We start from the raw sequence: 25,965 nt of genomic DNA, 5'->3' as shown, positions 1-25,965 counted from the left end.
AGCTAGGTGGCCTTGGCGCCGACTTTCAGCAGCTGGTCAGCCGATGCGGTGTACTTGACGCCGGCAATAGTGGCGGCGGCAGAGGCGGTGAAGCCAGCGGCCAGCAGATCGGCGGGCGTGGCGCGGCTTGCCGCCGCCGTGCCGCCAGTGTTCAGCGTCATCGCGCCGGTGGCACCGGCGGCCAGCGTCGGGACGATGGCGGAAATGATCGCGTGGCGCACGCTGCCATCGGCGTGCGTGGCCTTGACGTCGACCTGCAGCGGCACGGTGGCGCCGGCCAGCTTGCCGACCAGGACGTCGGACTTCTTCATGTCGCCGGCGGCGAATATCTGGCCGAAGGTGACGGGCACGTTCAATTGGGCGGCGCCGGTATTCTGGAAGCGCACATCGGTGATGGCGCCGGCTGCGGCTGCGCGGGCGGCCAGCAGCGCGGCGGCCAGGAGCAGTGTGATGCGGGATCGGGTAATCATCGTGTGAGCCTTTGAAGATATCGTTAATAATTCGCTGAAACTTATGCAATACGGGTGATTGCTAGTCAGAATTTTTTACACTGGGAGATCGCAGGAATTTTAAGCCTTTGATTTTTATAACGAATCGACTCTGGCACAACAATTGCTCTTAAGTCAATTCCATAAAAACAACCATGAGAAACGAATGACTAAAGATACCCTTGCCGCTGTCTTGCTTGCTGCTCTTGGCGCAACCGGCACCGCTCAAGCGATCCCAGTGATCACTTTTCAGGGTGTCGGCAACACGGCAAACGTCGCCGACTTCTACAACGGCGGGACGGACAGCCTTGGCTACTCGCTCGGCTACAACTATGGAATTCACTTCAATGCGATCGCTGCTTTGAATGAAGCAGGCGCGTATGTAAAAGGCGGAGCGGGCATGACGATCGCAGCGAACCTGTTCGGTGAAGGCGTCGCGTACTTGATTAAGTTTAACGCTGCTGAAAATACAGAACTGGATGGCTCGTACTCCTACATTAATTACGGAGGAATTTCCGATAGTCAATATATTACATCCAATCTAAATCCTTTTTGCAGCACAGAAGCGTCCTGCATCGATAGAGGTTATCGATATATTCATCCAAGCCAAATGGGAAGCTACTCGTTCTATTCGAACGGCGCCGAAACACAGGTTTTCTTCAATACTGATCGTCTTGACAATATTACGTTCGTCGCGCTTCCAGGTAGCAACACTCGAATACCTGAGATTGCTGGTTCGTCAAATTTAGATCGCGATATTCCCGAGCCGGCGAGTCTGGCACTCCTGGGTTTGGGTGCATTCGGACTCGTAGCGGCGCGTCGCCGTTCCAAGGAGGCGTAACTAGCGCCCCCGTTTTATGGCGCTGCGTCGAGCAGCGCCTGCTACCTTGGCGTCGAACTCGGCGCGGTCCTTGTCGAACTTTACGTCGCGCATAGTCAAGTCCTTCTCGCGGTTATCCAGATCGATCTGCATCTGCGCAAGCCGGCCGTGCGCGTCGATGATGTCCTGCCTGGTCGGCTCCCCGCCGGTGGCAACGGCACCAAAACGGCTTCAGCGTGACTTTCGGCGGATGCTTCTCTTCCTTCATGCCCGGGGAAGAGATGTGGCATGAATGTTTGCGCGGAGCCTTACATGCTGACGTGCTTCGCCGTGCACGAGATCGACGCGTTGTTCAGTCCATTTGCCATACGTGTCGCTGTGGGCCAGCAGGTTCGGAAAGTGTCAAACTATTTGAGGCATTTTATATAAATAGTTTAGTTCGTAATTTTGGCTATAGCTTCTTCCCCGGCTGAGTCCTTGATCGAGCCCGGACAGGCCCGGCTGTCGCTGATCCTGGCGCGGCCGTTAATGCTGGGCAAGCCGGAGAAATTCGGCGGTAGCGGGATGGCTGATCAGATCGGCCAGCGGAGCCGGGTAGTGTCATTTTTTCGGCTGATCCCGGGCGTTGATGACCACGGCTATATTGACGTTGTCTCGTCCCTGTACGGCGGCGTACTCGCGTGTACGACTGACTGCTACTGGACAAGTAAAGGGGCGTGGTTCTGGCCGTTGAAGTAGAGCACCGGCAGCCGGCCATCGCCACCTCCAGCTTGGTGGCGTATCCCTGCCGGCTATACGACGCCCATGATTTTCTCAACCGTGCGCAGGCCACCCAAACCAAGCGAGCCCAGCAGCCGTCAGCGCGTACGCAGCGCCCAGCGCCAGGATGAACTTGCAGGAGAAGCCGGGAACCAATCAAATCAAGAATCTGTCATCGCGTTTTGCGCGCCATGCGCAATCCGACCGTTTCCGCCCCCCACATGACATCACCGGCACAAGCGCAGCAGGTGTTCCGCTTGCAACCTTCAAAGCAAGACAAGTTGCAAGGAAACAACGAAGCTGTAACAAAGTGTGTATATTGTCGCGAATCAACTATATACTCTCGATATCGCCTGACTAGTAGTTATCTTGAGAGTAATTATCCTCCCTTCGCGCCCCCTTTCCGGGGAGTTGAACGGTGATATCCAGGCCTGCCTCTGACATAGGCAGGGACAGGTGCCGCCTGCATGCGCAAGCATGCTGCAAAACCGTTCCGCCGCACTGCGCCTACCTTGCACCACACGCCACGATTCGTTCGACTGCGCTCGGATGGCGTCAGCTTTCGCTTTGGTGATGTGAGTATTGGTGATGATTGCAGTGAGCGGGCACCGCAGATTGAACGAGACTCACTGGCATCGGTCGCTGCCGTATGAACTGTTATAGAAACCCCGATGTTGCATAGGAAGCAATTTTAACTGCAACATCTCTTTGATTTGACCAGGAATATTATGAACACCTTGCACGCCCAATTTCCCCGCACCACGCGCCGTCTGCGCCAACTCGCCCTGCCGCTTGCGTTGGCCGCCCTGCCGGGTGCCGCGCTGGCCGATGACAGCAACAAGATTTTTACCGTGGGCGGCTTCGGCACGCTCGGCGTGAACACGTCGTCCTTCGACAATGGCGACTTCGCCGTCAACCCATTCCAGCCCACTGGCGCCGGCACGAAAAAGCAATGGTCGGCCACCACCGACACCCTGGCGGCCATGCAGGTCGATGCGAAGATCGACGAGCACTGGTCGGGCGTGCTGCAGGTGGTCAGTTCGATGACGGCAGAAAACAGCTTCGAGCCGCATATCGAATGGGCCAACATCAAGTACGCGTTCACACCGGACCTGAGCGTGCGCGTCGGCCGCATCGCCCTGCCATCGTTCCTGGTGTCTGACACCCGCCTGGTCGGTTACGCCAATACCTGGGCCCGCGCGCCACAGGAAACCTACAGCCTGTATGGCCTGACCAATTCCGACGGCATCGACGGCAAATGGAGCCAGTCGTTTGGCGGCTTCCGCAATACCGTGCAGGCCTGGTTCGGCCGCGCCAAGGGCATCAAGGCCCCGAGCGCCGGCGGCACCACCACCGAGTTCTCGATGCGCAAAATGCGCGGCATCTCGGATACCGTTGAAAAGGGCGCGCTGACCATCCGCGCCAGCGCCCACATTTCGCAACTGGTCTTCGAGCTGCCTGCCAGCTACGGCAGCGACCTGCTGATCGGCTATAAAAACTACAGCCTGGGCGCGATCTACGACCCCGGCACCTGGTTCGTGCAGGGCGAAGTGGCACTGCTCAAGCGCTGGATTTCCGCGCCGCTGTTCGGCATGCCGCCGGGCTCGGAGCGCGCGTTCAACGCCATCGGCGGCTATCGCTATAACGCATTCACGCCCTACCTGGCGTACTCGCGGGTCGGCAACAGCACCATGGCCGCCTCGCGCGCCCAGCGCACCACCGCAGCCGGCGTGCGCTGGGACTTCTACAAAAACATGGACTTGAAGCTCCAGCTCGAGCACGTGGCGCTGGGTGCAAAAAGCGCCGGATTCTTTGTCAACGCCAAGCCTGGCCTGGCCGGCAGCAGCGGCAATATCGCCACCCTGGCCCTCGACTTCATCTACTAATTGAGAGACGACACCATGCCCACATTTACCTTCTATCGCACCACAGTGGCAGTTGCATTGCTCGCCTCAGCTTGCCTGGCCGCCTCGGCTGAAGTGCTCGTCGTCGTCTCAGCCAAAAGCCCTGCCACCGCCCTGACCCAGGAGCAAGCTGCCGACATCTTCCTGGGCCGCAGCACCACGCTGCCGGGCGCCGGCGCCGCGGTTCCGATCGACCAGGCCGAAGGCGCCGCAGTTCGCGACGAGTTTTACCAGAAAACGGCCGGCAAGAGCGGCGCCCAGCTGAAGGCCTACTGGTCCAAGCAGATTTTTTCCGGCAAGGGGCAGCCACCGAAAGCAGTGGCCGACAGCGCCGCCGTGAAAGCGCAGCTGGCCAGCAATCCCAACATGGTCGCTTACATCGACAAGGCGGCCCTCGACGCAACCGTCAAACCACTGCTGACGATCAAGTAACAGCGCGCTAAAGCAGCCTGCATGGCGGGCCGGAAGTCCGGTCCGCCATGCAGGCTGTCGCCCGCGCCCGTTTAGCACAAGGAAAGTTATCATGAACATCAAGAGCAGGATCTGGTCGCTGCCAGTTATATCCGTCGTCATTTTCGGCATTGGCATCGCCGTGTCCTCCTACTTCGCCAACACGGCGCAGGCGACCATCGAACGCACCGGCAAGGTCGACTACGCCATACTGTCCCAGTCGCAAATCCTGCGCACCGACGTGCAGGCGCTGGCTGACGACCTCAAAAACGCCGTCATGGAAGGCGACAAGAAGCGCCTCGACAGCGTCGACGACAACGTCGCCAAACTGGACGCCAAATTTGCGCTGTTCAGCGCACTGCCAGGCAACCAGGACAGCGGCGCCATTCTGGCCAGGGATTTCAAGGCCTATGCCGTGCAAGGCAAACGCACCGCGCGCATCATGCTGGAAATCGACACCGGCGACACCGCCGTCGAGATCGCCGGCATGCAAAAAACATTCAACACCATCGCCGCCGACCTGGACCGCACGATTGCTGCCGGCAAGCAGCAGTTTGCCGCCGGCATCAGTGCCAGCGCCGCCAGCGTACGCATGGTGCAGCTGGTCAGTATTGGCGCAGCCGTGCTGGTGATCCTGGCGCTGGCCATCGTCGCCCACTTTGTGATCCGCGCCATCTGGCAGCAACTGGGCGGTGAGCCCGAGTATGCGGCCGGGATCGCACGTGCGGTTGCCGCCGGCGACCTGTCGATGCAGATCGTGTTCGATCAGCGTCAGCCGAACAGCCTGCTCGCGGCCCTGTCCGAGATGCGCCTGCGCCTGGAGGGCATCGTCGGCGAGATCAAGATGTCCGCCGAGGAAATCCGCCATGCGTCGGCCGAAATTGCCAGCGGCAATGCGGAGCTGTCCTCACGCACCGAAGCACAGGCGCTGAACCTGGGCCATGCCGCCCACTCGATGACGGAAATGACCGGCGCGGTCCAGCAAAACGCCCAGAGCGCACGCCACGCCACCGACCAGGCCAACCGCGCCTGTGACGTGGCCGTGCGCGGCGGCGCCGCGGTCGGACAGGTGGTCAGCACCATGGACGACATCAGCGCCTCGGCCAGGAAGATCGTGGAGATCATCGCCGTGATCGACGGCATCGCGTTCCAGACCAATATCCTGGCCCTGAACGCGGCTGTGGAAGCGGCCCGCGCCGGCGAACAAGGGCGCGGCTTTGCCGTCGTCGCCAGCGAGGTGCGTAACCTGGCCCAGCGCAGCGCCGGCGCAGCCAAAGAAATCAAGGGTCTGATTGTCGATTCGGTCAACAAGGTTGCCACCGGCTCTGCGCTGGTGCAGGATGCCGGCAAAACCATCAATGAAGTGGTCGGTGCAGTGCAGCAGGTAACCAGCCTGATTCGCGAAATCAGCGAGTCGAGCCGGCACCAGAGCACCGGACTGGAAACCTTGAATGCCAGCGTCAATGAAATGGATGAATCGACTCAGCGCAATGCGGCCATGACGGAACAAGCGGCAGCGGCGGCTGGATCGATGCAGGAACAGGCCATCCAATTGTCCGACGCGGTGGGCGTATTCATCCTGTCGGCCGCAGCCAGCAAAACCCGCGATGTGGTCAAACCGGCGTTTGCGCATATTGACCAGGGCAATGGCGCGAAGGCGACGCTGCTGCTAAAACGCGAACCGGTGTGAAATAGAAAAACGGAAATAGCGATATCGCCGAGATAACAAAATAGCAAGGCGAAAAAAAGCCGCTGCGTGGGAAACCCGCGCAACGGCAATTCAACTCACTGCAAACCAGCAGGCTTGCAATGGTTTTTATGGCTCAAATTTTAGCGTCGTCAATACTTTTTCCCGACGCGGTCCAGGCCTTGATCCAGTTTGGCTGGCGGCCGCGGCCGCTCCATTCCTGCGACGCATCGTTTGGATTGCGGAACTTGGCGCCCGCCGGTGCCGATTTGGCGCGTGGTGCCGATTTGCCAGACATCAATTCCTTAACCGAAATGCCAGCGCCCTGCGCGATGTGAAGAATTTGCTCGCGGGCTTTGCTGACACTCAGGAAATGTCGCGTTTTCAACTCCTCGACCACCTGGACCTCAAGGGCGCGCAATTTGGAAAGAGAATAAGTTGACAGGTCTTGCATGGTTAGGCCTTCAGAAAGAGTTGAACGTCGGTGAATAAAAAAACAGGGGAAACCCGATAGCGCGAATCATACCCGATTCGGATAGTCGAGTGCAGTTTTGACCGATGCTCGCGTCAACTTCCTGCCACGATGATAAAAAACAGCGCGCCCGCGCGACTGGCCTTTACACGCTTTTACAAAAAATAAGTGAGCAGCAAATACTGCAAGGACACGTCAACGGCGATCCACTGCGGCGCATGCGCGACTTACTTCTCGCATTTTACTCCACCGATTAAGCACAGCCTGATTTACGCGCGATGCCATTATTAATTGCGGAATACAGTCGCAGCCTTTCCTGTCGTCCCTGCAATTGCGCGTCATCCATGCGCAAGCAGCGAAGACGAAACGCCGACAATACTGGATATCACGTCATCAGGCCGCTTTGCACAACAGCGCGCGCAGTTGGTGCAAGCGCGGATACACCATGGGCACCGTCAGCATGGTGCTGGCCACGGCCATCAACAGCAGCGCCGTGAAGCTTGCGGCCGTGATGATCTGCTTGTCCAACAGGATGTTGGCAAAGATGATCATGATCAGCGCCTTGGTTTGCAGCAGCCAGCCAATGATGCCCGCTTCGCCAGGTTCCCACTTGAGAATCTTGCCGGCGATCTGCACACCGATCAGCTTGCCGCCGACCGACGCCACCAGCAAGACGCCGGCCGCCGCGAACACGGCGTAGCCGCCCACGGCGCCGTCGATGCCAAACTTTGTGCGCAGTCCGGTGGAGAGGAAAAACACCGGCATCAGCGCCAGCAGCACGTGACTGCGCAGCAGATCCATCTGCGCTTGCTCGAACCACTCGGCGTCGATCACCACGCCGGCCAGGAAGGCCCCGACCATGAAGTGCAGGCCAGACCAGTCGGCGCCGAAGGCGCACATGGCCAGCCAGATCAGCGCCACGTACCAGCGGTCGCGCGCCGGCAAGCGCCGCATCATGATCCGCAACAGCCAGGTGGCCACGGCGAACGCCAGCAGGAAGCCGGCCTGGCGTCCGACCCGTTGCCAGTCGAGCAGAATCAGCGCCAGCACGGCCCAGATGGCGATGTCGTCCAGGCTGGCATAGCGCAGGATGCGCTGACCGATCGGCTGGCGCAGGATGGCCAGTTTTTCCAGCAGCAGCACCAGGATCGGCAGCGCTGTCACGGCGCAGGCCATGCCGATGCCGAGTACGAATTGCCATGACATCGCCTGCGGCCCCATCCAGCCGGCGTAGCCCAGCAGGCCCAGGCCGGCGCCACTGCCGAACAGCAGCGGTACGCCCAGTGCCAGCGAGGCCGTGATGGTGCTTTCGCGCCGGTGCCGCCAGGCCGATTTCAAATCGAGTTCGATCCCGGCGATCATCACGAACAGCATCACCGCCCACCACGCGATGCCGTTCAAGGCGCCGATGACGGGTGGGTTGAACACGAACTGGTAGTACTCGGGATAGGCCCGCCCCAGCACACCGGGACCGAGCAGGATGCCCGTCAAAATCTGCACCACTACCAGCGGCGCCCAATAATCGAGGTTCCCCAGCCGCCAGATCAGGTAAGGAAGCGCAAAGATCAGCAGCATCGCCAGCAGGAAGATCTCGGTGGTGTTCACGCGGCCCCGTCGATTTTTTCGGCCAGCATGGCGGCCACGCCGATCAGCGCCGGGTGTTGGTCGGTGATCAGCCAGGTGGGAATGCGCGCCAGGTACGGTGCCAGCCGGCCCTTGTCTTCGAAGCGCTGGCGAAACGACGACTGGAAAAACAGTTTGCCGAGTCGCGGCACGATGCCGCCAGCGATGTACATACCGCCGGTGGCGCCCAGCGTCAGGGCGACGTTGCCGGCCACGCTGCCCAGCACCCCGCAAAAACAGGCGATGCTGCGCACGCACGCGGCGTCGTTGCTGCCCAGTGCCCGCCCGCTGATGCTCGCTGCCGGCAAGGACTCGCCGGCCAGGGTGCGGTGGATCAGCTCGAGCCCCATGCCTGACAGCAGGCGTTCGGCCGAGACGTGGCCGAACTCGCGCCGCAAGGCCTGCAGCAAAACGATCTCGTCGTCGGTGCCGGGTGCAAAACTGGCGTGGCCGCCCTCGCCCGCCAGCGCGGTCCAGCGTGCGCCGGCCTGCACCACGCCGGCCACACCGAGCCCGGTGCCCGGCCCGATCAAACCGATCGGCCGTCCCGACAAGCCGGCGCCGCCGCCCGGGCCGGTGCCGATCCGTTCGCGTTGCCCGGGCTGCAAAAACGGCAGCGCCATGGCCAGCGCGGCGAAATCGTTGACCACCAGCAGCGTGTGCAACTCGCGCTCCATGCGCAAGCGCGCCACCGAAAAACTCCAGTGGTGGTTGGTCATGCGCACCAGGTCATCCTCGACCGGATTGGCAATCGCAATGGCCGCGTGGCGGATGGCCGCGGTGGCGTATCCCTGCGCGGCGGCCGACGCCAGGTAGGCATCGATGGCAGCCCCCAGTGTCGGATAGGCGGCGCAGGCCAGCACGCCGATCGCCTGCAAATTACCGTCGACCTGGAGTGCGAAACGCGCGTTGGTGCCGCCGATATCGGCCAGCAGGCGTGGTGCGCTCATGGCTGCACCAGGCTGACAGGATGGTTGATGGATGAACTATTGCTGGCGCCGCAGCCGGCAGCGGGGAAGGATGTAGTCAATTGCGCGAGTTTCGATCGGGTGGACGTGGACAAGCCATAACCGTAGGCGAACAGCGGCGCATAGCCGGCATCGCCCACGTTCAGGCTCGCCTGGCAGGCGGACGCCGGCCAGGAGAACGACAGTTTGCCGGTAAACCCATGGCCTTGTCCACCTGCCAGCAGCAAATCGGCCACGCCGCGCCCTTCGGTGCCGGGCAGCCAGGCGGCGACAAACACGTCCGACAGATTCAGCAAATCGTTGACGTACAGCGGCCGGCCGGCGACCAACACCGTGATAACCGGCTTGCCACGGCCCGCGACTGCCTGCAGCACGGCCAGGTCCTCGGGATAGCGGCTGCTGTGGCGCAGGGTGCCCATCAAGCCGATGTCGCCCTCGCCTTCCGCGTAGGGGCGCTCGCCGACGATAGCGATCACGACGTCGTAGTTGCGCACGTCGACGTCGGCCGCATCCAGGCTATAGGTGACCTTGCCCGCGCCGGCGGCCTGTTCGATCCCGGCCAGAATCGTGTCGGCATGCGCAAAGTCGGCATTCGTATTCTCGGTGCCCTGCCAGGTCAGCGACCAGCCGCCGGTCTGGTTCGACAGACTGGCCGCGCTTTTGCCGACCACCAGGATGCGCGTGCCGGCTTTCAACGGCAGGGTCGGCCCCTGGTTCTTCAGCAGCACCAGCGATTCCCGCACGGCGCGCCGCGCCAGCGCGCGGTCCTCCAGCGCGTCCTGGCGGCCGGCCCAGGCGTTCTGCGACGGCCGCTTGTCGAACAGGCCCGCGCGCAGTTTGACGCGCACGATGCGGCTCACCGCGTCATCGATGCGCGCCATCGGAATGTCGCCGCTTTCCACCTGCGCGATGGTGTTGGCAATGAAGGACTTCCACTGCTCCGGCACCATGGCCATGTCGATGCCGGCGTTGATGGCCTGCGCGCAGCTGTCGTCCTTGCAGCCGGGGACTTCGCCGATGCCATTCCAGTCGCTCACCACGAAGCCGTCGAATCCCAGCCTGGTTTTCAGGATGTCGGTCAGCACGGCGCGGCTGCCGTGCACCTTGCCGTAATCGACGCCGGCGCCCACATCGTTCCAGCTATTAAATGAGGCCATGACCGTCTGCGCGCCCGCGCCCAGCGCCGTGTAATAACCCTGCGCGTGGATCTGCATCATCTGCGCCTGCGACGCTTTCGTTACGCCGCGGTCACGGCCCTGGTCGGTACCGCCATCGCCCATGAAGTGCTTGGCGGTGGCCAGCACAAACCCGTCGCCGGCAAGCTTACCCTGCAAGCCGGCGACGTACGGGCCGGCATAGGATGCGACCAGCAGCGGATTTTCCGAAAAGCTCTCGTAGGTGCGGCCCCAGCGGTCGTCGCGGACCACGGCGATGGTCGGGCCGAACACCCAGGCGATGCCGGTGGCGCGTACCGCCCTGGCGGTGGCGGCGCCGATGGCGTGCGCCAGTTGCGGGTCGCGCGCGGCGCCCAAGCCGATATTGTGCGGGTACAGCGTGGCGCCGTAGACATTGCTGTGGCCGTGGATGGCGTCGATCCCCCAGACCACCGGCACCTTGACCGTCATATCGGTGGCCATCGAGGCGTGGTAATACTGGTCGGCCAGCGCGACCCAGTCGGCGGCGCTGGCGCGCTTGTTATTGTTTGGCCAGCTGCCGCCGCCGTTCAGGACCGAGCCGAGGTAATACTTGCGCACGTCGTCCGGCGTGACGCTCTTGATTTCGGCCTGGGTCATCTGGCCGATCTTCTGGGCCAGGGTCATGCCCGCCACGATGGCGCGCACGCGCGCGTCGAGCGCCGCGTCGTGCGCCGCGTCGTGCGGGATCGTGCTGCGGATGGCGGGCCAGGCGGGCGCCGCGGCGGCGCAGGCAGGAAATGCGATTGCACAGGCGAGCGCCAGGGAAGTGCGTAGGGTGGTTTTCATGCTTGTCTCTGTTATGGTCGTCCCCGCTTGAGCGGAAATCGATACTGTTATTCTTCAACGGCGGTGCGCACGACCCGCCAGACGCGATTAAACCACGTTCCGTGCAAGCTTGGCAGATCGGCAAGGGCGACTGGCGCCGCCCGCTGCCGGCAATTCCCCATAAAACGACTGCCGGTACAGTTTAACTTGCGTTTAAAAGTTTCCTAACGCTAATATATCGCTTTACACCGCCCTCGCCGAGACGCGCCATGCTGAACAAATATGTAGCTGCCCTGGCCGCCACGGTCGTTTTCGGTATTCTCTTTCCGCTGAGCTTTTGCGTGTTGACGCAGCAAAATCTGCACCCGATTGCGGTCGCCGTTTGCGCGGCAGTTTTCTTTTTTTCCGCGCTGGCTCTATGCGCGCGATTCCAACGCAAGCAGCGCCATCACCAGGGTTAAACCATGACGGTCACTGATTCGATTTCGACCTGTTTCAAAAAATACGCCACCTTCGATGGCACTGCGAGCGTGTCCGAATTCTGGTGGTTTTTCCTGTTTCAGGTCATCGTCAGCCTGCTTGCCCGCATGCTCGGCAGCAACCTGAACCTCCTCGTTTCACTGGCGATTATGCTGCCTGCCATTGCCGTCGGCTGCCGCCGCCTGCATGACACGGACCGCAGCGGCTGGCTGCAGCTGCTGTGGTTTATTCCGGTCATCGGCTGGATCGTGCTGGTGGTGTTTTGGGTGCAGGATGGCAAGGCGAACCGGTACGGCGGCGCTGCCAACTGAACCATGCGCGCGCGGACTGCGCAAACTGCGCCTGAGAATCGCTACCGCGCTTGACTACTTGCCGAGCAAGGCGAGCGTTTGATCCCATTCGTACTTCCATTCGTGCAGGAAGTCATGCGCGACAAACGCCCGGGCCAGGCGCCCTAGCGGCACGCGGTAGAGATCATTCAGTCCCAGTGCCAGCGTAATCGGATTCCACACCGTATTTGCCTTACCCTTCTTCACGCTGGCTTTGACGCGCGCGCCCTCGTCGCCGAACACGCCGCACGCTTCCAGCAAAGCCTGTTGCAGGTCGATCTTGACCAGCCCCGCAAACGCCGTCATCACCTGGGCGGCGTTGATCCCTGCCTTCGATTCCTGCGCCGTCGCCACTTTCGGCGGCGGCGCCGCGGCCGCATGTTTCAGGCGGCCCACGAGGCGTTCCAGTTCTTTTCCGAGGAAGCGCAGTTCATGCCGCTGGCGCGTAAAACCCGGCGCGGGCAGGCGCGCGACGATCTTGTACGCATCCTTGGTGATGGTAATGAGCACGTCGTCGCTGCCCGCCAGCAGGCGCGCGATATCGCCCTCAAAAAAGATCGGCGCGGCATAACCGCCGTTCGCTTCGCCGAACAGTTCCGGCAAGGCGGCGTCGTAGTCAAGCCAGACGTAGGGGGTGATGTCATGCTCGACCAGGCGCGCCAGCGTCCAGGGCGAGCCGGTTTGTTCAAGCATCCAAGCACAGCTTTCGTCGAGTGTGGCGCGAAACGGCAGCTTGGGTAATGCGGGTGTGGGATTCGTCATGGCACCATTTTAGCCGACGGCTTCACCGGTGCCGGCTGCTGACAATTTGCAGCCGCTCGCAAGAACGCACCAGGTCTGGCAGCGAGCGGGCCGCCATCTTCTCCATGACCTTGCGCTTGTGTGTCTTGGCCATGATTTCGCTGATGCCCATGGCGTCGGCCACCTGCTTGTTGAGCAGGCCGCCGATGACCAGCGCCAGTGTTTCGCGCTCGCGCGGTGTCAGGCTGGCGTGGCGCTGGCGCAAGGCGGCCAGTTCGCTGCGCTGCGCCAGCGCCGCCAGATCGGCCTCGAGGGCCATGCGCACCGCATCGAGTAGTTGCTCGGGCTGGACCGGCTTGGTGAGAAATTCGGTGGCGCCGGCCTTGATGGCCTGCACCGACATGGGAATCGACCCGAAGCCGGTGAGGAAGATGACCGGGATACCGGCCTCCACACGCGCCAGTTCGGCCACCACCTCCATGCCGTCCAGGGCCGGCATGTGCATGTCGAGGATCAGGCAGGTGGGCGCCAGCGGCAAGGGCGTGGCAAGAAAGTCGCGCGCGCAGGCGAACGCCTGCACCTGGTAGCCGTCTGACTCGAGCAGGCTGACCAGTGAGGCGCGCACGGCGGCGTCGTCGTCGACGACAAAAACCAGGGGAACGGGATGCATGGTGGCGCCACTATACCGCGCCGGTTCCCAGTGCGCGCTCGACGATGCACAGCAGCGTGTCCGCATCGACCGGTTTTTGCAGCAGCGCGATGGCGCCGGCTTGCAGCGCGCGGGTCGCCATGTCGGCGTCGGCATGGCCGCTGACGAACAGCACGGCCACCTGGAAGCCGCGCTGCAGCAGCGCGTGATGCAGTGCGAAGCCATCCATGCCCGGCAGGCGCACGTCGAACAAGGCGAGCTTCACGTTCGCCAGGCGGGCGAAATCGAGGCATGTCTCGGCCGATGCGAAGGCGACCGTGTCGTAGCCAGCCGACGCCAGCAAATTACACATGCCGTCACGCACGCCATCGTCGTCGTCGACCACGCAAACCAGGGCCAGGCCCAGATTCACGCGTTCTCCTTGCCCGTCTGGTCGGGCGGCGCAGTGTCCACGCCGGTGATCTTCGCGACGCACTCGTGGCGCAGCCAGGCGACGGTAACCGGCTCGCCGGCGATCAGGCGCTTTGCGATCGGGACCAGCTGTTCACCCGCCAGGATGCCCAGCAAGCCGATCAGGGCGATCGCGGGCGGCGCCGGGGAGCGCACCTGCAACAAGGCATAGATGATGCCGACCAGCAGGCCCGCGGCCAGCGATACGATGTACAGCTTCATGTGTTCTCCCCTTGCGCCTGGTGGATGATCAGGCCAGCGGCGCCGGTACCGGCGCCAGCATGGCGTGCGCGCCGACCGCGCGCTGGGCAGCCTTGTGCACCATCGTGTAGGCGTAGTCGACGCCCATGCCGTAGGCGCCGGAGTGTTCGCGCACGATGGCCATGACGGCGTTGTAGGTGTCCTTGTTGGCCCAGTCGCGCTGCCATTCGAGCAGCACCTGTTGCCACGTCACCGGGACCACGCCGGCCTGGATCATGCGCGCCATGGCGTAGTCGTGCGCTTCCTTTGACGTGCCGCCGGAGGCATCGGCCACCATGTAGATTTCGTAGTCGCCCTCTGCCATCGCGCACAGTGCAAAACTGTTGTTGCACACTTCGGTCCAGAGGCCGGACACGACGACTTTTTTCTTGCCGTTTTTGGCCAGCGCATCGCGCACCTTCTGGTCGTCCCACGAATTCATCGAGCTGCGTTCCAGGGTTTCCTGACCCGGGAATACATCGAGCAGTTCGGGATAGGTGAAGCCGGAAAAGCTCTCGGATTCGACGGTCGTGATGGTGGTCGGAATATTGAAAACTTTGGCAGCCTTGGCCAGGCCCACGACATTGTTTTTCAGCGCCTGGCGGTCCATCGACTGCACGCCGAAGGCCATCTGCGGCTGCTGGTCGATGAAAATCATCTGGCAATTGGTGGGGGTGAGCACGTCGAGTTTCGGGTTGTTCACGGTAGTTCCCTTTCGTGATGGTGGAGGATGAAATGCATGGTAAAAGCGGCGCCGTCACGGCGCCAGTATCCGTAGGTATAGGCTTATCCTGGTGAGACCACGGCAGGTGCCGCCAGTTCCTTCCAGATCAGGACCGCCAGGATGAGCAGCGGCGCCGCCAGGGCGATGAAGCCGATCGCGTGCCACGCAAACGCCGCGATGATCGCGCCGACGCCGAACGCGAGCACCGGCCAGACGAACTTGGCGCAGCGCGCCCCGATGCCAGGCCCGCGTTCGCCGCGCAGGTAGTCGACCGTGTCGATGACGACCTGCGTGACGTTCCCGGTCATCATCGACGTCGGCGCCAGCTCGCTGAGCAACAGGCGGCTGGTGCCGCTGTGCACGCCCATGGCCGCGGCGCCGCACAGGCCGGCCGCCATCGCCAGGTGCGAGGGCGCGTCGCCCAGCGGCATCGCCGCCATGCCGAACAGCATGAACGAGGCCAGCAAGAGCAGTTGCAAGCCGTAAGCGAGCGGCAAGGCGCGCACCGCGCGCCGCCTGGTCCACGCCACCAGCACGGGCATCACGGCGACGCCGAGAATAAACGCCGGAAACGCCAGGAATTTGAACAGGAGCGATGTGTGGCCAGGATCGGCCATCGCTGCGCCGATCAAAATAAAGTTGCCGGTAACGTGGGCGGTGAACAGGCCGAACAGGGCAATGAACCCGAGCGTATCGACATAGCCCGCCAAAAAGCTCAGGGCGATGCCCTGCGTGCGGCTGCGGTTTGCTGCCATAGGTGCCTCCTTGTGAACCTTGATGCTAACGGATCTGTGGACCTTCGACCCCTCCCTTTTGGCTAGTGGCAGATGGCGCGCCGGCCCCTATGCTGGCGTTGAAATCCTCCCCCACCCTCCTCCCGAAAGGTAGCAATATGAACCGTCAAGATCAACCATCCTCGCGCCGCAGCATGCTCGTCAAGACCGCCCTCGGCGCCGCCGGCGCCGGCCTGGCCGCAGTGCAGGCCAGCGCCAGTGCAGCTGTGCCGGCAAGGGCCGGCAAGGGCTCGGTCGTCGGTACCGGCGGCGGCTATGTCGTCGTCGCCGACGGCACCCGCATCCACTACAAGGACATGGGCGCCGGCCAGCCGGTCGTGTTCAGCCACGGCTGGCCCTTGCAGGCCGACGCCTGGGAAGACCAGATGTTTTATCTGGCCTCGCAAGGCTACCGTGTCATCGCGCACGACCGGCGCGGCCACGGCCTGTCCAGCCAGCCCTGGAACGGCAACGACATGGATACCTACGCCGACGACCTGGCCACGCTGTTGAACACGCTCGACATCAAGAACGCCATGCTGGTCGGCCACTCGACTGGTGGTGGCGAAGTGGCGCGCTACATCGGCCGCCATGGCACCAGGCGCGTGGCGAAGGCCGTGCTGGTGGGCGCCGTCCCGCCGCAGATGGTGAAATCGCCGACCAACCCGAACGGCTTGCCGATGAGCGTGTTCGACGGCATCCGCGCCGGCGTGCAAGCCAACCGCGGCCAGTTTTTCCTCGACCTGGCCGTGCCGTTTTACGGCTTTAACCGCGCCGGCGCCAAGCCGTCGCAAGGCCTGATCGACACCTTCTGGGCGCAAGGCATGCAGTGCGGCCTGAAAAACGCGTATGACTGCATCAAACAGTTTTCCGAGACCGATTTCACGGCCGACCTGAAGAAAATCGACGTGCCGACCCTCATTGTGCACGGCAGCGATGACCAGATCGTACCGATCGACGCGTCCGCCAGGACGTCGGCAAAGATCGTCAAGAACGCCAAATTGATTATCTACGAGGGCGCGCCGCACGGCTTGCCGGCCACGCACAAGGACAAGCTCAACGCCGACCTGCTGGCCTTCCTGAAAGCGTAACGCGCGCCCCGGTATCTGTTTGTATAGCTGGACGCAAGCGCAGCGCCTGCGCAGAATGACAGCATGCTTTTGGTCCGTCATTCGGCCATTTCTGCTACTTTTAAGGAAATGAGGCGCTGCACATGCATCCACCCGACACTCCTATCTCGGTGCTGGTGGTCGACGACCACCCGCTGGTCCTGGCCGGCCTGGTCGCCCTGATCGAATCCGAACCTTCGCTGGCGCTGGCCGGCCAGGCCGTCGACGCCGACAGCGCACTGGCCGCTTTTGACCAGCTGCGTCCCGCCATCCTGCTGGTCGACCTGCATATTCCCGGCGGCGGCCTGCAGGCGATCACCCGCGTGCGCGCCCTGCATCCCGCGGCCCGCATCATCGTCATTACCGCCAGCGAGGCCGAAGAAGATGTGTACCGCGCGCTGCTGGCCGGCGCGTCCGGCTACCTGCTGAAAACCGCCGACTTCGAGCAGATTGCCATGTGCATTGCGCAGGTGGTTTCCGGGCGCAACTACCTGCCGCCAGCGCTGGCGGCAAAATTGGCCGGGCGCATCAAAGGCAACCAGCTGTCGCCGCGCGAGCTGGAAATCTTGCACTACCTCAGTGCCGGCAAGAGCAACAAGGTCATCGCCCGCGTGGCCGGCATCGGTGTCGGCACCGTCAAGTATCACGTCAACAACATCCTCTCGAAGCTGAACGTTTCGTGCCGCACCGAAGCCGCCAGCGTGGCTGTCAAGCGCGGCCTGGTCCACCCTTACTAATGGAGAGAACATGCAGCCATCCACCATCCCCCCGGCGCAGCTGATCCTCATCAACGGCTGCTTTCACACCGTCGACAGGACCAATCCGCAAGCGTCCGCGCTCGCCATCCGGGACGGCAAGTTTGCCGCCGTCGGCGACGCCGACGAAGTCATGCGCCACCGCGGCCCGGCCACCCGGGTGATCGACCTGAACGGGCGCACCGTGATTCCTGGCCTGAACGACTCGCACATTCACGTCATCCGTGGCGGCCTGATGTACAACCTCGAATTGCGCTGGGAAGGCGTGCCCTCGCTGGCCGACGCCCTGCGCATGCTGAAACACCAGGCCGAGCGCACGCCGCACCCGCAATGGGTGCGCGTGGTGGGCGGCTGGAACAGCTTCCAGTTTGCCGAGAAGCGCATGCCCACGCTCGACGACCTCAACAGCGCGGCGCCCGACACCCCGGTCTTCGTGCTGCACCTGTACGACCGCGCCCTGCTCAACCGCGCTGCATTGCGCGTGATCGGCTACACCAAGGACACGCCCAATCCACCGGGCGGCGAAATCGTGCGCGACAGCGCCGGCAACCCGACTGGCATGCTGATCGCCCGCCCGAACGCGATGATTTTATATGCCACGCTCGCCAAGGGCCCGACCCTGCCGCGCGAGCTGCAGGTGAACTCGACACGGCAATTCATGCGTGAACTCAATCGCCTGGGCCTGACCAGCGCCATCGACGCCGGCGGCGGCTTTCAGAATTATCCGGACGATTATGCCGTCGTCGATCAACTGGCGCGCGACGACCAGTTGACCATCCGCATCGCCTACAACCTGTTCACCCAGAACAAGGGCCAGGAACTGGACGATTTTAAAAAGTGGACGGCAATGGTGACGCCAGGCCAGGGCAGCGATTACTACCGCCACAATGGGGCCGGCGAAATGCTGGTGTTCTCGGCGGCTGATTTCGAGGATTTCGTCGAACCGCGTCCCGACCTGGCGCCCGGCATGGAAGACGAGCTGGAAAAAGTGGTGCGCCACCTGGTCGAAAAACGCTGGCCGTTCCGCCTGCACGCCACCTACGACGAGTCGATCGAGCGCATGCTGAACGTGTTCGAGAAGGTCAACCGCGAGATCCCGTTCAATGGCCTGACGTGGATGTTCGACCACGCCGAAACAATCTCCCACAAGAACATCGACCGGGTAAAAGCGCTGGGCGGCGGCATCGCCATCCAGCACCGGATGGCGTTCCAGGGCGAAGCATTCGTGGACCGCTATGGCGCCGAGGCGGCCAAGGCCACACCGCCGATCGCACGCATGCTCGACGCCGGCATTCCGGTGGGCGGCGGCACCGACGCCACGCGCGTGGCCAGCTACAACCCGTGGACGGCGCTGTACTGGCTGGTATCCGGCAAGACCGTCGGCGGTCTGCGCCTGGCTGACGCAGCCGGCCGGCTGTCACGCGCGACGGCCATCGAACTGTGGACCAGCGGCAGCGCGTGGTTCTCCAGCGAGCAGGGTAAAAAGGGCCGCATTGCCGAGGGCATGCTGGCCGATGTCGCGGTCCTGTCGGCCGATTTTTTCAGCATTCCCGAAGAAGCCATCCGCGACATCGAATCGGTGCTGACCATCGTCGGCGGCAGGGTGGTGTACGGGCAGGCGGAGTTTTCTTCGCTGGGACCGCCGCCGATTCCCGTGCTGCCCGACTGGTCGCCCGTGGCCCAGGTGCCGGGACACTACCGGGCCGCCCCGCCCCAGGCGCTGGCCAGACTGCCGCACCAGTGCCGGGGCGCCTGCGGCGTGCACGCGCACGCGCACGACGTGGCGCGCAAGTCGAACGTGCCGGTGGCCAGCCATGGCGGCTTCTGGGGCGCGCTCGGGTGCAGTTGCTTTGCGTTCTAGGTTGTATCCTTTTGTATAGCTAGGCCGGGCCAGGCGAGCGCGCGAGAATCGCTTGCCTCTTCACGCGGCATCGCGCCGCCATTTACTTTTTTCTTGAAAGGAAATCCCATGAGCAACCACACCATCAACAGCATTACCGTTCGCGACGGCACCCTGATCCACTTCACCGACTGGGGCCACGGTCCCGCCGTCGTATTCAGCCACGGCTGGCCGCTGCAGGGCGACGCCTGGGAAGACCAGATGATGTTCCTGGCCCAGCACGGTTACCGCGTCATCGCGCACGACCGCCGCGGCCACGGGCTGTCCAGCAAACCCTGGCACGGCAATGACATGGACACCTACGCGGACGACCTGGGCCAGTTGCTCGAGGCGCTTGACCTGAACGACGTCATGCTGGTCGGTCACTCGACCGGCGGCGGCGAAGTGGCGCGCTACATCGGCCGCCATGGCGTGGGGCGCGTCGCGAAGGCCGTGCTGGTGGCAGCTGTGCCGCCGCAAATGGTGCAATCGCCCACCAACCCGGACGGCCTGCCGATGGCGGTGTTCGACGGCATCCGTGCCGGCGTCAAGGCCGACCGCGCGCAATTCTTCCGTGACCTGACCATCCCGTTCTTCGGCTACAACCGGGACGGCGCCAAGATCTCGGAAGGCATGCGCGAAACGTTCTGGCTGCAAGGCATGCAGTGCAGCATCCACAGCGCCTATGCCTGCATCAAGCAGTTCTCCGAGACCGATTTCACGGACGACCTGAAAAAGATGACCATTCCCACCCTCGTGGTGCACGGCGACGACGACCAGATCGTGCCGATCAAGACTGCCGGCGAGCGCGCGATGACCTTCCTGCCCCAGGGTACCCTGCATGTCTATCCGGGCGCGCCGCACGCCATTCCGGCCACGCACAAGGACCAGCTGAACGAAGACTTGCTGGCGTTCCTGCGCAAATAAGCATGCTGTAAAACCTGTCTCTCTCCAAGCCTTGCGCCGCGGTGGTTCACGCGGCGTTTTTTTGTCCAGAAAATAGCTGGCAAGGCCCTTGGACACGGTGCGCGCCATTCGGGTATCCTTGCGCTTTTCGCCCATGCACACCTCAATGACAGCACCTGCCATCCGCGTCCTGATCGCCGACGACCATCCGCTCATGCGCGAGGGCATCGCCGCACTCGTGTCCAGCCAGGATGACATCACTGTCGTCGCCCTGGCCGCAGACGGCATCGAGGCGGTGGCGCAATATGCACAGCAGCGCCCCGACCTGTGCCTGCTCGACCTGCAAATGCCGGGCAGCGATGGCGTCGCGGCGATCGGCGCCATTCGCAAGCTGCAGGCCGACGCCCGCATCATCGTGCTGACCACCTTCGGCGGCGATGCGCGCGTCAGCGCCGCCCTGCGCGCCGGCGCAGCCGCCTACCTGCTCAAGGATGTGCTGGGCACCGAACTGCTGACGACCATCCGTGCCGTCTGCGCGGGCCGCCAGGTCATCTCGCCGGCGCTCACGCGCGAACTGGCGGCACACGCCATCAGCGACACCCTCTCGGCCCGTGAACTGGACGTCCTGCGCCTGGCCGCGTGCGGCCACTCGAACCGCGCCATCGGCGCCGCGCTGGCGATCCGCGAAGCGACCGTCAAGACGCATATGAGCACGATCCTGGCCAAGCTGGGCGCCAACGACCGCACGCACGCCGTGGCCATTGCGGTGCAGCGCGGGTACATCACGCTGTGAGCATCCCGCGCTTGCGCAGGCTGCTGGCACTGGTTCTGCCGGGGCTGGGGCTGCTGATGGCGGTCGGCTGCGCAGGGGCCGCCCCGCTGCGCGATTATCGCCACACCAGCTGGGGCGCCAGCGAAGGGCTACCGGCCCAGATCTCGGCGCTGGCGCAAACCCCGGACGGCTGGCTGTGGCTGGGCACAGCCGATGACCTGTACCGCTTCGACGGCGTCGCGTTCGAGCACGTGGCCATGCCGACGCGCGGCATGCTGGCGCGGCGCCAGATCAACACCATGCACGTGGCCGACAACGGCGAGCTGTGGATCGCCCACGTATTCGGTGGCGTGTCGGTACTGCGCGCGGGCGGCCGCTTCGACGATATCGCCGACTCGACCCAGCTTCCGGTCGGCACCGTGAACGCCATGGCCAGCGACAGCGATGGCAGCCTGTGGGCAGCCAGCAATGTGGGCGTGTTTCACCTGGTCGACGGCGCCTGGCAGCGCGTGGTCGATGGCGCCCCCTGGCCGGTCGAGCGTGTGCGCAGCCTGCTGCGCGACCAGGACGGTACCCTGTGGGCCACGTTTGCCGGACAAACGTGGCGCCTCGACCGCCAGAATAATCGTTTTGCCGCCGTGGCGCCGCCAGGTGTGTCCGGCGCGCTGCTGCAGTCGCCGGACGGCCGCGTCTGGGCCACGCGGGCCGGCGCGCTGGTGCAGGTGTCGAGCGGTGCCGTGCGCGCGCGCGCCCCGCGCGCCAACCAGTCCGAAGCGCGCTGGGGCGGCCAGTTCGACCGCCACGGCAATCTATGGCAGCTGCACTGCCCGACCGGCGCTTGCGTGCTGCCGGCGGCCAGCGCGCAAGCTGCCGTGATCGAGACGATCGGCCGCGGCCAGCACCTTGCCGCGCCGCCGGACATCTCCAGTGCGAACACCGAGCAGGTTCTGGAAGACCGCGAGGGCAATGTCTGGATCGCCACTGATCGTGGCCTGGATCGCTACCAGGCCAACCGCCTCCTCCACAGCGGCCTGCCGGACAACGGCGGGCCGGTCAGCCTGGCCGCCGATGCCGACGGCGCGGTGTGGGCCGCCTTCGCGGGCAGCGGCGCCTTGTTCCGTCTGACTGCCGGCGGCGCGCCGGTCCTGCAGCCGGGACGCTATGCCCGCGTGGTCGGTACGGCGACAGACGGCGCCCTGCTGCTGGCAGGCAAGCGCAGCATCGAACGGCGCCTGCACGGCGCGGTCACGCAGATCGCGCTGCCGCCGGGCCGCGACGGCCAGGCGGCGGACCTCCACGTGCTCGGCCTGCTCGACGACGGCAAGGTACTGTGGATGGCGGCCTACGAGACCGGCCTGATGGGTTACGTGGACGGCCAGTGGCGACCGCGCAGCGCCTTCAACCTGCCCGCGAAAATCGTCATCTCGGCGGCGGGCGCGCGCGCCCAGTTGTGGCTGGCCGATGGCGATGGTGGCCTGTCGCTGTACGACGACGGCAAACTGACCCGGTACGACGCGCTCGTCGCCGGCATCGCCAGCGCCGTGTTCGCCGGCCCGCAGGTGATGGTGGCCGGCGAACATGGCCTGGCCGTACTGCAACAGGGCGCGCTGCGGCTGCTGCGAACCGACCGGCCCGATGTGTTGCGCAATATCTCCGGGATGGCCATCACGCCGGACGGCGACCGCTGGTTCAACGGCGCGGCCGGGCTGGTCCACGTGCGCGCGGCCGACTGGGCGCGCGCACTGGCGCAAGGGCGCGAGGTGCTGCGTTATACCCTGCTCGACGCGCGCGACGGCTACCCGGGCCAGGCCAGCACCGCCAGTCGCCTGCCGTCGCTGGTGCAGGCGCCCGGCGGCCAGCTATGGATCGGCGCAACCGAGGGCGTGGTGCAGCTCGACACGCGTGGCATGCAGCGCAATCCGGTCGCGCCGGTCGTGCAGATCGCCCAAGTGAGCAGCGGCGCCGCCACCTGGCCGCTACTGGCCGGCGCGCCGGTGCAGCTGCCGCCCGCTGCGCAGGACTTCAATATCGCCTTCACCGCGCCGGCGCTGCGCCGTCCGGAAGCGCTCCGCTTTGCCTGGTGGCTGGAGGGCGTCGACCGCGGCTGGGTCGATGGCGGCACCCGCAGAAGCGTCAGCTACACGCATGTCGCCCCGGGCAGTTACCGGTTCCACCTGCGCGCCACCAATGAAGATGGCGTCGCGAGCGCCGCCGAAATCAGCCAGGCAATCGTCATCGCCCCGACGCTCGTGCAAAGCGCCTGGTTCAAAGCGCTGTGCGCTCTGTTACTGCTGCTGGCAGGCGTGGGGCTGTACCGCTACCGGATCGCGCTGCTGACGGCGCGCCTGTCCGCGCAGTTGCAGGTGCGCGCCAGCGAACGCGAGCGCATCGCGCGCACCTTGCACGACACCTATCTGCAAAGTGTCAATGCGCTGATGCTGCGGGTGCGCACCATGGCGCAGTCGCTGCCTGGCGACAGCGCGACCCGGGCGCGGCTCGAAACCGTGCTGGTCGACGCCAGCAACGCGCTGGTCGAAGGCCGCGATCAGGTCGAGCAACTGCGCGCCGGTGGCGCGAGCGCCGAGACGCTGGAGCGCCTGCTGGCACGCAGCGCCGGACCGCTGCGCCAATGCTATCCGGACGTTGCCTATGCCATGGAAGTGCGTGGCACGGCGCGCACACTCGCGCCGGCCGTGCTGATGGAAGCGGGCCAGGTCGCGGCCGAGGCGCTGCGCAATGCCTTCATTCATGCAGGGGCCACCCACATCGCAGTGCGGATCGATTACGCCGACACATTCACGGTTGCCGTGGTGGATGACGGCAAGGGCCTTGACGACGAGGTACGCCGGCTGGGTTACCGCAGCGGCCATTGGGGGCTGCTGGGCATGCGCGAGCGCGCCAAAACGATCGGCGCCACGCTGGCAGTGACCAGCGCGGCCGGCGCAGGAACCAGTGTCACGCTGTCGATCGCTGCCGCGCGCGCCTATGAAGGTGGCCGTTCAAGGTGGCGCAGCCGGTCAAGGTAGGCCGGCACATCCGGCTGCGCCAGTTTTACGCCATTGTGTGCGACGCCGCTCACAGGCACGCCGCAGCGCAGCGTTTGAGTTGCTTCTACGCCACTTTTTCAGCGGCGGTTGGTGGATTGCGCGACTACCCTGCATCCCGATGCTAGCGAAAGCTCCTTGCGCAGGCTGAGCGCGAGCGCCGTCGTCACTGCTTCCTGCCTGCCGGGCCTGCTTTACTTCGGACGCGATCTATTGAATCGACAGCTGGCGAAACAAGCTTTACATTCCTCCGACAGCAGATCGTGCAGCTGTAAAAACAATCCGATTTGGGTCTTTGCCGGCCTGTCGTAGCGGCCGCTGGATTTACGCTTAGCTTGCTGTTATGCTAAGCCGAGCGACGGTATTCGGCCAAAAGCGGGCATTTGCCCTGCCCTCCCCCAAACCTGCCCCGCGAGGGCACGATCAATGAACTCAGGGAATATATGAGCCGATTTTTATCGGTCGCTTTGATGCTGGGCGGATTGGCCATAGCGCCACACCATGCGCTGGCGCAGGTCGCGGACAGCAAGGCGCAAATTGAGCGTGTGATTGAAAACTTCCGTTCCGCCATCGTCAACAAGGACGAAGAAGCATTTCTAAAACTTTTCGTAAAAGAGGACGTTACCTTTGCTGGCGTCACCACCGATGCCAGTATTGAAAGGCTGTATGCAAACCGGCCCCAACCGCAAATGAAGCGGCCTTCCAAGCTCTACTCCACCACCCCACGTAAATTTATCACTGCGATTGCCAAGGCCGAGGCAAAGGTCGACGAGATTGTGTCGAACGTACGCATCGAAAGCGATGGTGACGTCGGGCAGGTATGGTTCGACTATGCCGTCGTCAATGGTAGCTACAAGAAAATGTGGGGCAAGGAGAGCTAGCTGGTCGTTCGCGCAGCCGATGGTTGGAAGATCGCGGGAGTGGTGTCGTCGCAGGAATTCAATCCCATACCAGCATCTGCTAACGAGTCACCGTAAGTTGGGTGAAATGCGTGGCGCAAGTGCCAGGCCAGTTCTGCAAATCTGGTATTTCTGAACTTCCAGTTATTAACAAAGTCCATAAATAAGGGGAACGTTATCAAAAGCTTCGTCATGTTTGCGGTGCTGTTATTTAGCAACGCACCATCTTTCGCTCAGAAAGCACCGCCGCGTCATTATGAAAGTTGGGGCGTGTGTCCGTTTGAATGCTGCACCTATCGCGAGTGGACGGCCCTCGGAGACGTCCCGGTACATAAAGACCGCAGCGAAAAATCAGCGGTGATATTTCGCTTGCATCGTGGCGACGCTGTCGATGGCATCAACGGTGCGGTCGTGACGGAAAAGGCTGGTGCCGTCACGATTAACCGGGAACTACATGATGGCTATATTGACGGAAGCGACCAGCCACAGCTTTCCCTCAGTGCCGGTGACGTGGTGTACATGCTTGCACCAGTGGGTGAAGGATCTTACCTCTTTTGGTACGAGGGAAAGGTGTATCGAAGCGGAAACAACCTTGCCGGTATGCCGGGTGTCGATGGCCGCGGCGCCAAGATGGTTTGGTGGAAACAGGTACGAAACAAAACTGGTAAAAGCGGCTGGACCTTATCCCAAAAATTTCAACATGTTGACGCGTGCGGCTGAATGCGCGTCGGGTCGAAACCGGCCTGGCAGCGGCCGGCCGATTTTGTCCGGGAGGGGCCGTTGGCTAATCGGATCAATTCAATGACTCTACGATGAAAATTTCCTGAAAAAATGGATCATTCAACCGCGCAGAAGCTGATGGCTGTCTATGTGTTTAGTTTCGTGTGATCATATTCCTCGTCGCAGCATGGCGTTGTTCCGCGCCAAAGCCGTGCTTGACGAGTTGATCGCCGGCTTGCCGCCGCGGTCGTTCCACCGGCTACAGCAGATCGCATAAACTTCATTTCATGAGCTCACGCATTCATCCCCAAGCCCGCACGACGCCAAAAATCCGACAGGAAATCAAGGACTCTGGCCTGTCCG

The 25,965-nt window shown here is 63.3% G+C and carries 27 protein-coding genes; 15 read left to right on the top strand and 12 right to left on the bottom strand.

Translation table 11 applies throughout. The features are described from left to right. Positions 1-2 precede the first annotated feature (2 nt). Complete coding sequence (locus V6M87_RS05100) at positions 3-470, bottom strand: hypothetical protein (RefSeq protein WP_332848669.1); 468 nt, start codon at positions 468-470, stop codon at positions 3-5. A gap of 184 nt (positions 471-654) precedes the next feature. On the opposite strand from V6M87_RS05100, the gene V6M87_RS05095 reads away from it, so the two are divergent. Further along, positions 655-1,329: a PEP-CTERM sorting domain-containing protein gene (locus V6M87_RS05095; RefSeq protein ID WP_332848668.1), complete on the top strand. Its 675-nt coding sequence runs from the start codon at positions 655-657 to the stop codon at positions 1,327-1,329. On the opposite strand, the gene V6M87_RS05090 is transcribed toward V6M87_RS05095, so the two are convergent. Beyond that, complete coding sequence (locus V6M87_RS05090; RefSeq protein ID WP_332848667.1) at positions 1,330-1,461, bottom strand: hypothetical protein; 132 nt, start codon at positions 1,459-1,461, stop codon at positions 1,330-1,332. Between the two features lie 324 nt (positions 1,462-1,785). Here V6M87_RS05090 and V6M87_RS05085 point away from each other — a divergent pair, with 324 nt between their 5' ends. The 4 genes from V6M87_RS05085 to V6M87_RS05070 all read left to right on the top strand — a co-directional run bounded on the left by V6M87_RS05085 (position 1,786) and on the right by V6M87_RS05070 (position 6,111). Further along, entirely contained in the window at positions 1,786-2,046 is a 261-nt protein-coding gene (locus V6M87_RS05085) for a hypothetical protein (RefSeq protein ID WP_332848666.1), read from the top strand. Between the two features lie 749 nt (positions 2,047-2,795). After that, entirely contained in the window at positions 2,796-3,953 is a 1,158-nt protein-coding gene (locus tag V6M87_RS05080; protein WP_332848665.1) for a hypothetical protein, read from the top strand. Between the two features lie 15 nt (positions 3,954-3,968). Next, complete coding sequence (locus tag V6M87_RS05075) at positions 3,969-4,403, top strand: phosphate ABC transporter substrate-binding protein (protein WP_332848664.1); 435 nt, start codon at positions 3,969-3,971, stop codon at positions 4,401-4,403. A gap of 91 nt (positions 4,404-4,494) precedes the next feature. Further along, the gene (locus V6M87_RS05070; protein ID WP_332848663.1) at positions 4,495-6,111 is read left to right on the top strand and encodes a methyl-accepting chemotaxis protein; all 1,617 of its coding nucleotides are present in this window, start codon (positions 4,495-4,497) and stop codon (positions 6,109-6,111) included. A gap of 133 nt (positions 6,112-6,244) precedes the next feature. On the opposite strand, the gene V6M87_RS05065 is transcribed toward V6M87_RS05070, so the two are convergent. From V6M87_RS05065 to V6M87_RS05050, 4 genes are all read right to left on the bottom strand, one after another. Next, a complete protein-coding gene (locus V6M87_RS05065) occupies positions 6,245-6,562 on the bottom strand; it encodes an H-NS histone family protein (protein ID WP_332848662.1) in 318 nt (105 codons plus the stop codon). Positions 6,563-6,973: 411 nt separating this feature from the next. Further along, positions 6,974-8,185: a cation:proton antiporter gene (locus V6M87_RS05060; RefSeq protein ID WP_332848661.1), complete on the bottom strand. Its 1,212-nt coding sequence runs from the start codon at positions 8,183-8,185 to the stop codon at positions 6,974-6,976. Further along, positions 8,182-9,153, bottom strand: coding sequence for a glucokinase (gene glk, locus V6M87_RS05055; RefSeq protein WP_332848660.1), 972 nt, complete (start codon positions 9,151-9,153; stop codon positions 8,182-8,184). Before glk ends, V6M87_RS05060 begins: the two co-directional genes overlap by 4 nt. Next, positions 9,150-11,153: a glycoside hydrolase family 3 protein gene (locus tag V6M87_RS05050; RefSeq protein WP_332848659.1), complete on the bottom strand. Its 2,004-nt coding sequence runs from the start codon at positions 11,151-11,153 to the stop codon at positions 9,150-9,152. The genes glk and V6M87_RS05050 overlap by 4 nt, the downstream gene beginning before the upstream one ends. A gap of 248 nt (positions 11,154-11,401) precedes the next feature. On the opposite strand from V6M87_RS05050, the gene V6M87_RS05045 reads away from it, so the two are divergent. Together V6M87_RS05045 and V6M87_RS05040 are read left to right on the top strand one after the other, a co-directional pair. Beyond that, a complete protein-coding gene (locus V6M87_RS05045; protein ID WP_332848658.1) occupies positions 11,402-11,593 on the top strand; it encodes a hypothetical protein in 192 nt (63 codons plus the stop codon). Between the two features lie 3 nt (positions 11,594-11,596). Continuing rightward, positions 11,597-11,923 carry a DUF805 domain-containing protein gene (locus tag V6M87_RS05040; RefSeq protein WP_332848657.1) on the top strand — a complete coding sequence of 109 codons (327 nt, stop codon included), beginning with the start codon at positions 11,597-11,599 and terminating at the stop codon, positions 11,921-11,923. 54 nt (positions 11,924-11,977) lie between these two features. Here V6M87_RS05040 and V6M87_RS05035 read toward each other — a convergent pair whose 3' ends face one another. The 6 genes from V6M87_RS05035 to V6M87_RS05010 form a co-directional block, all read right to left on the bottom strand. Continuing rightward, the gene (locus tag V6M87_RS05035; RefSeq protein WP_332848656.1) at positions 11,978-12,634 is read right to left on the bottom strand and encodes a hypothetical protein; all 657 of its coding nucleotides are present in this window, start codon (positions 12,632-12,634) and stop codon (positions 11,978-11,980) included. Between the two features lie 91 nt (positions 12,635-12,725). Beyond that, complete coding sequence (locus tag V6M87_RS05030) at positions 12,726-13,352, bottom strand: response regulator transcription factor (RefSeq protein WP_332848655.1); 627 nt, start codon at positions 13,350-13,352, stop codon at positions 12,726-12,728. 10 nt (positions 13,353-13,362) lie between these two features. Beyond that, a complete protein-coding gene (locus V6M87_RS05025) occupies positions 13,363-13,743 on the bottom strand; it encodes a response regulator transcription factor (RefSeq protein WP_332848654.1) in 381 nt (126 codons plus the stop codon). After that, positions 13,740-14,003 (bottom strand): XapX domain-containing protein, encoded by a 264-nt coding sequence (locus V6M87_RS05020; RefSeq protein WP_332848653.1) that lies wholly within the window; start codon positions 14,001-14,003, stop codon positions 13,740-13,742. The genes V6M87_RS05025 and V6M87_RS05020 overlap by 4 nt, the downstream gene beginning before the upstream one ends. Positions 14,004-14,031: 28 nt before the next feature. Continuing rightward, on the bottom strand, positions 14,032-14,724 hold the full coding sequence (locus V6M87_RS05015) for a hydrolase (protein ID WP_332848652.1): 693 nt from the start codon (positions 14,722-14,724) through the stop codon (positions 14,032-14,034). A gap of 83 nt (positions 14,725-14,807) precedes the next feature. Beyond that, positions 14,808-15,500, bottom strand: a complete 693-nt coding sequence (locus tag V6M87_RS05010) for a YoaK family protein (protein WP_332848651.1) — start codon at positions 15,498-15,500, stop codon at positions 14,808-14,810. A gap of 137 nt (positions 15,501-15,637) precedes the next feature. Here V6M87_RS05010 and V6M87_RS05005 point away from each other — a divergent pair, with 137 nt between their 5' ends. From V6M87_RS05005 to V6M87_RS04970, 8 genes are all read left to right on the top strand, one after another. Further along, complete coding sequence (locus V6M87_RS05005; RefSeq protein ID WP_332848650.1) at positions 15,638-16,609, top strand: alpha/beta fold hydrolase; 972 nt, start codon at positions 15,638-15,640, stop codon at positions 16,607-16,609. A 122-nt stretch (positions 16,610-16,731) separates the two neighbouring features. Further along, on the top strand, positions 16,732-17,364 hold the full coding sequence (locus tag V6M87_RS05000; protein ID WP_332848649.1) for a response regulator transcription factor: 633 nt from the start codon (positions 16,732-16,734) through the stop codon (positions 17,362-17,364). A 10-nt stretch (positions 17,365-17,374) separates the two neighbouring features. After that, positions 17,375-19,243 (top strand): amidohydrolase, encoded by a 1,869-nt coding sequence (locus V6M87_RS04995; RefSeq protein ID WP_332848648.1) that lies wholly within the window; start codon positions 17,375-17,377, stop codon positions 19,241-19,243. 123 nt (positions 19,244-19,366) lie between these two features. After that, positions 19,367-20,188: an alpha/beta fold hydrolase gene (locus V6M87_RS04990; protein WP_442920554.1), complete on the top strand. Its 822-nt coding sequence runs from the start codon at positions 19,367-19,369 to the stop codon at positions 20,186-20,188. A 145-nt stretch (positions 20,189-20,333) separates the two neighbouring features. Further along, entirely contained in the window at positions 20,334-20,960 is a 627-nt protein-coding gene (locus V6M87_RS04985; RefSeq protein WP_332848646.1) for a response regulator transcription factor, read from the top strand. After that, positions 20,957-23,965 (top strand): sensor histidine kinase, encoded by a 3,009-nt coding sequence (locus V6M87_RS04980; protein ID WP_332848645.1) that lies wholly within the window; start codon positions 20,957-20,959, stop codon positions 23,963-23,965. Before V6M87_RS04985 ends, V6M87_RS04980 begins: the two co-directional genes overlap by 4 nt. A gap of 461 nt (positions 23,966-24,426) precedes the next feature. After that, complete coding sequence (locus tag V6M87_RS04975) at positions 24,427-24,864, top strand: hypothetical protein (protein WP_332848644.1); 438 nt, start codon at positions 24,427-24,429, stop codon at positions 24,862-24,864. A 210-nt stretch (positions 24,865-25,074) separates the two neighbouring features. Further along, positions 25,075-25,602, top strand: coding sequence for a hypothetical protein (locus V6M87_RS04970; protein WP_332848643.1), 528 nt, complete (start codon positions 25,075-25,077; stop codon positions 25,600-25,602). Positions 25,603-25,965 lie beyond the last annotated feature (363 nt).

The sequence above is a fragment of the Massilia sp. S19_KUP03_FR1 genome (assembly GCF_036688685.1).
In the GTDB taxonomy this organism is placed as follows: domain Bacteria; phylum Pseudomonadota; class Gammaproteobacteria; order Burkholderiales; family Burkholderiaceae_D; genus JALYUM01.
This window is presented reverse-complemented; position numbering and strand designations above follow the sequence as displayed.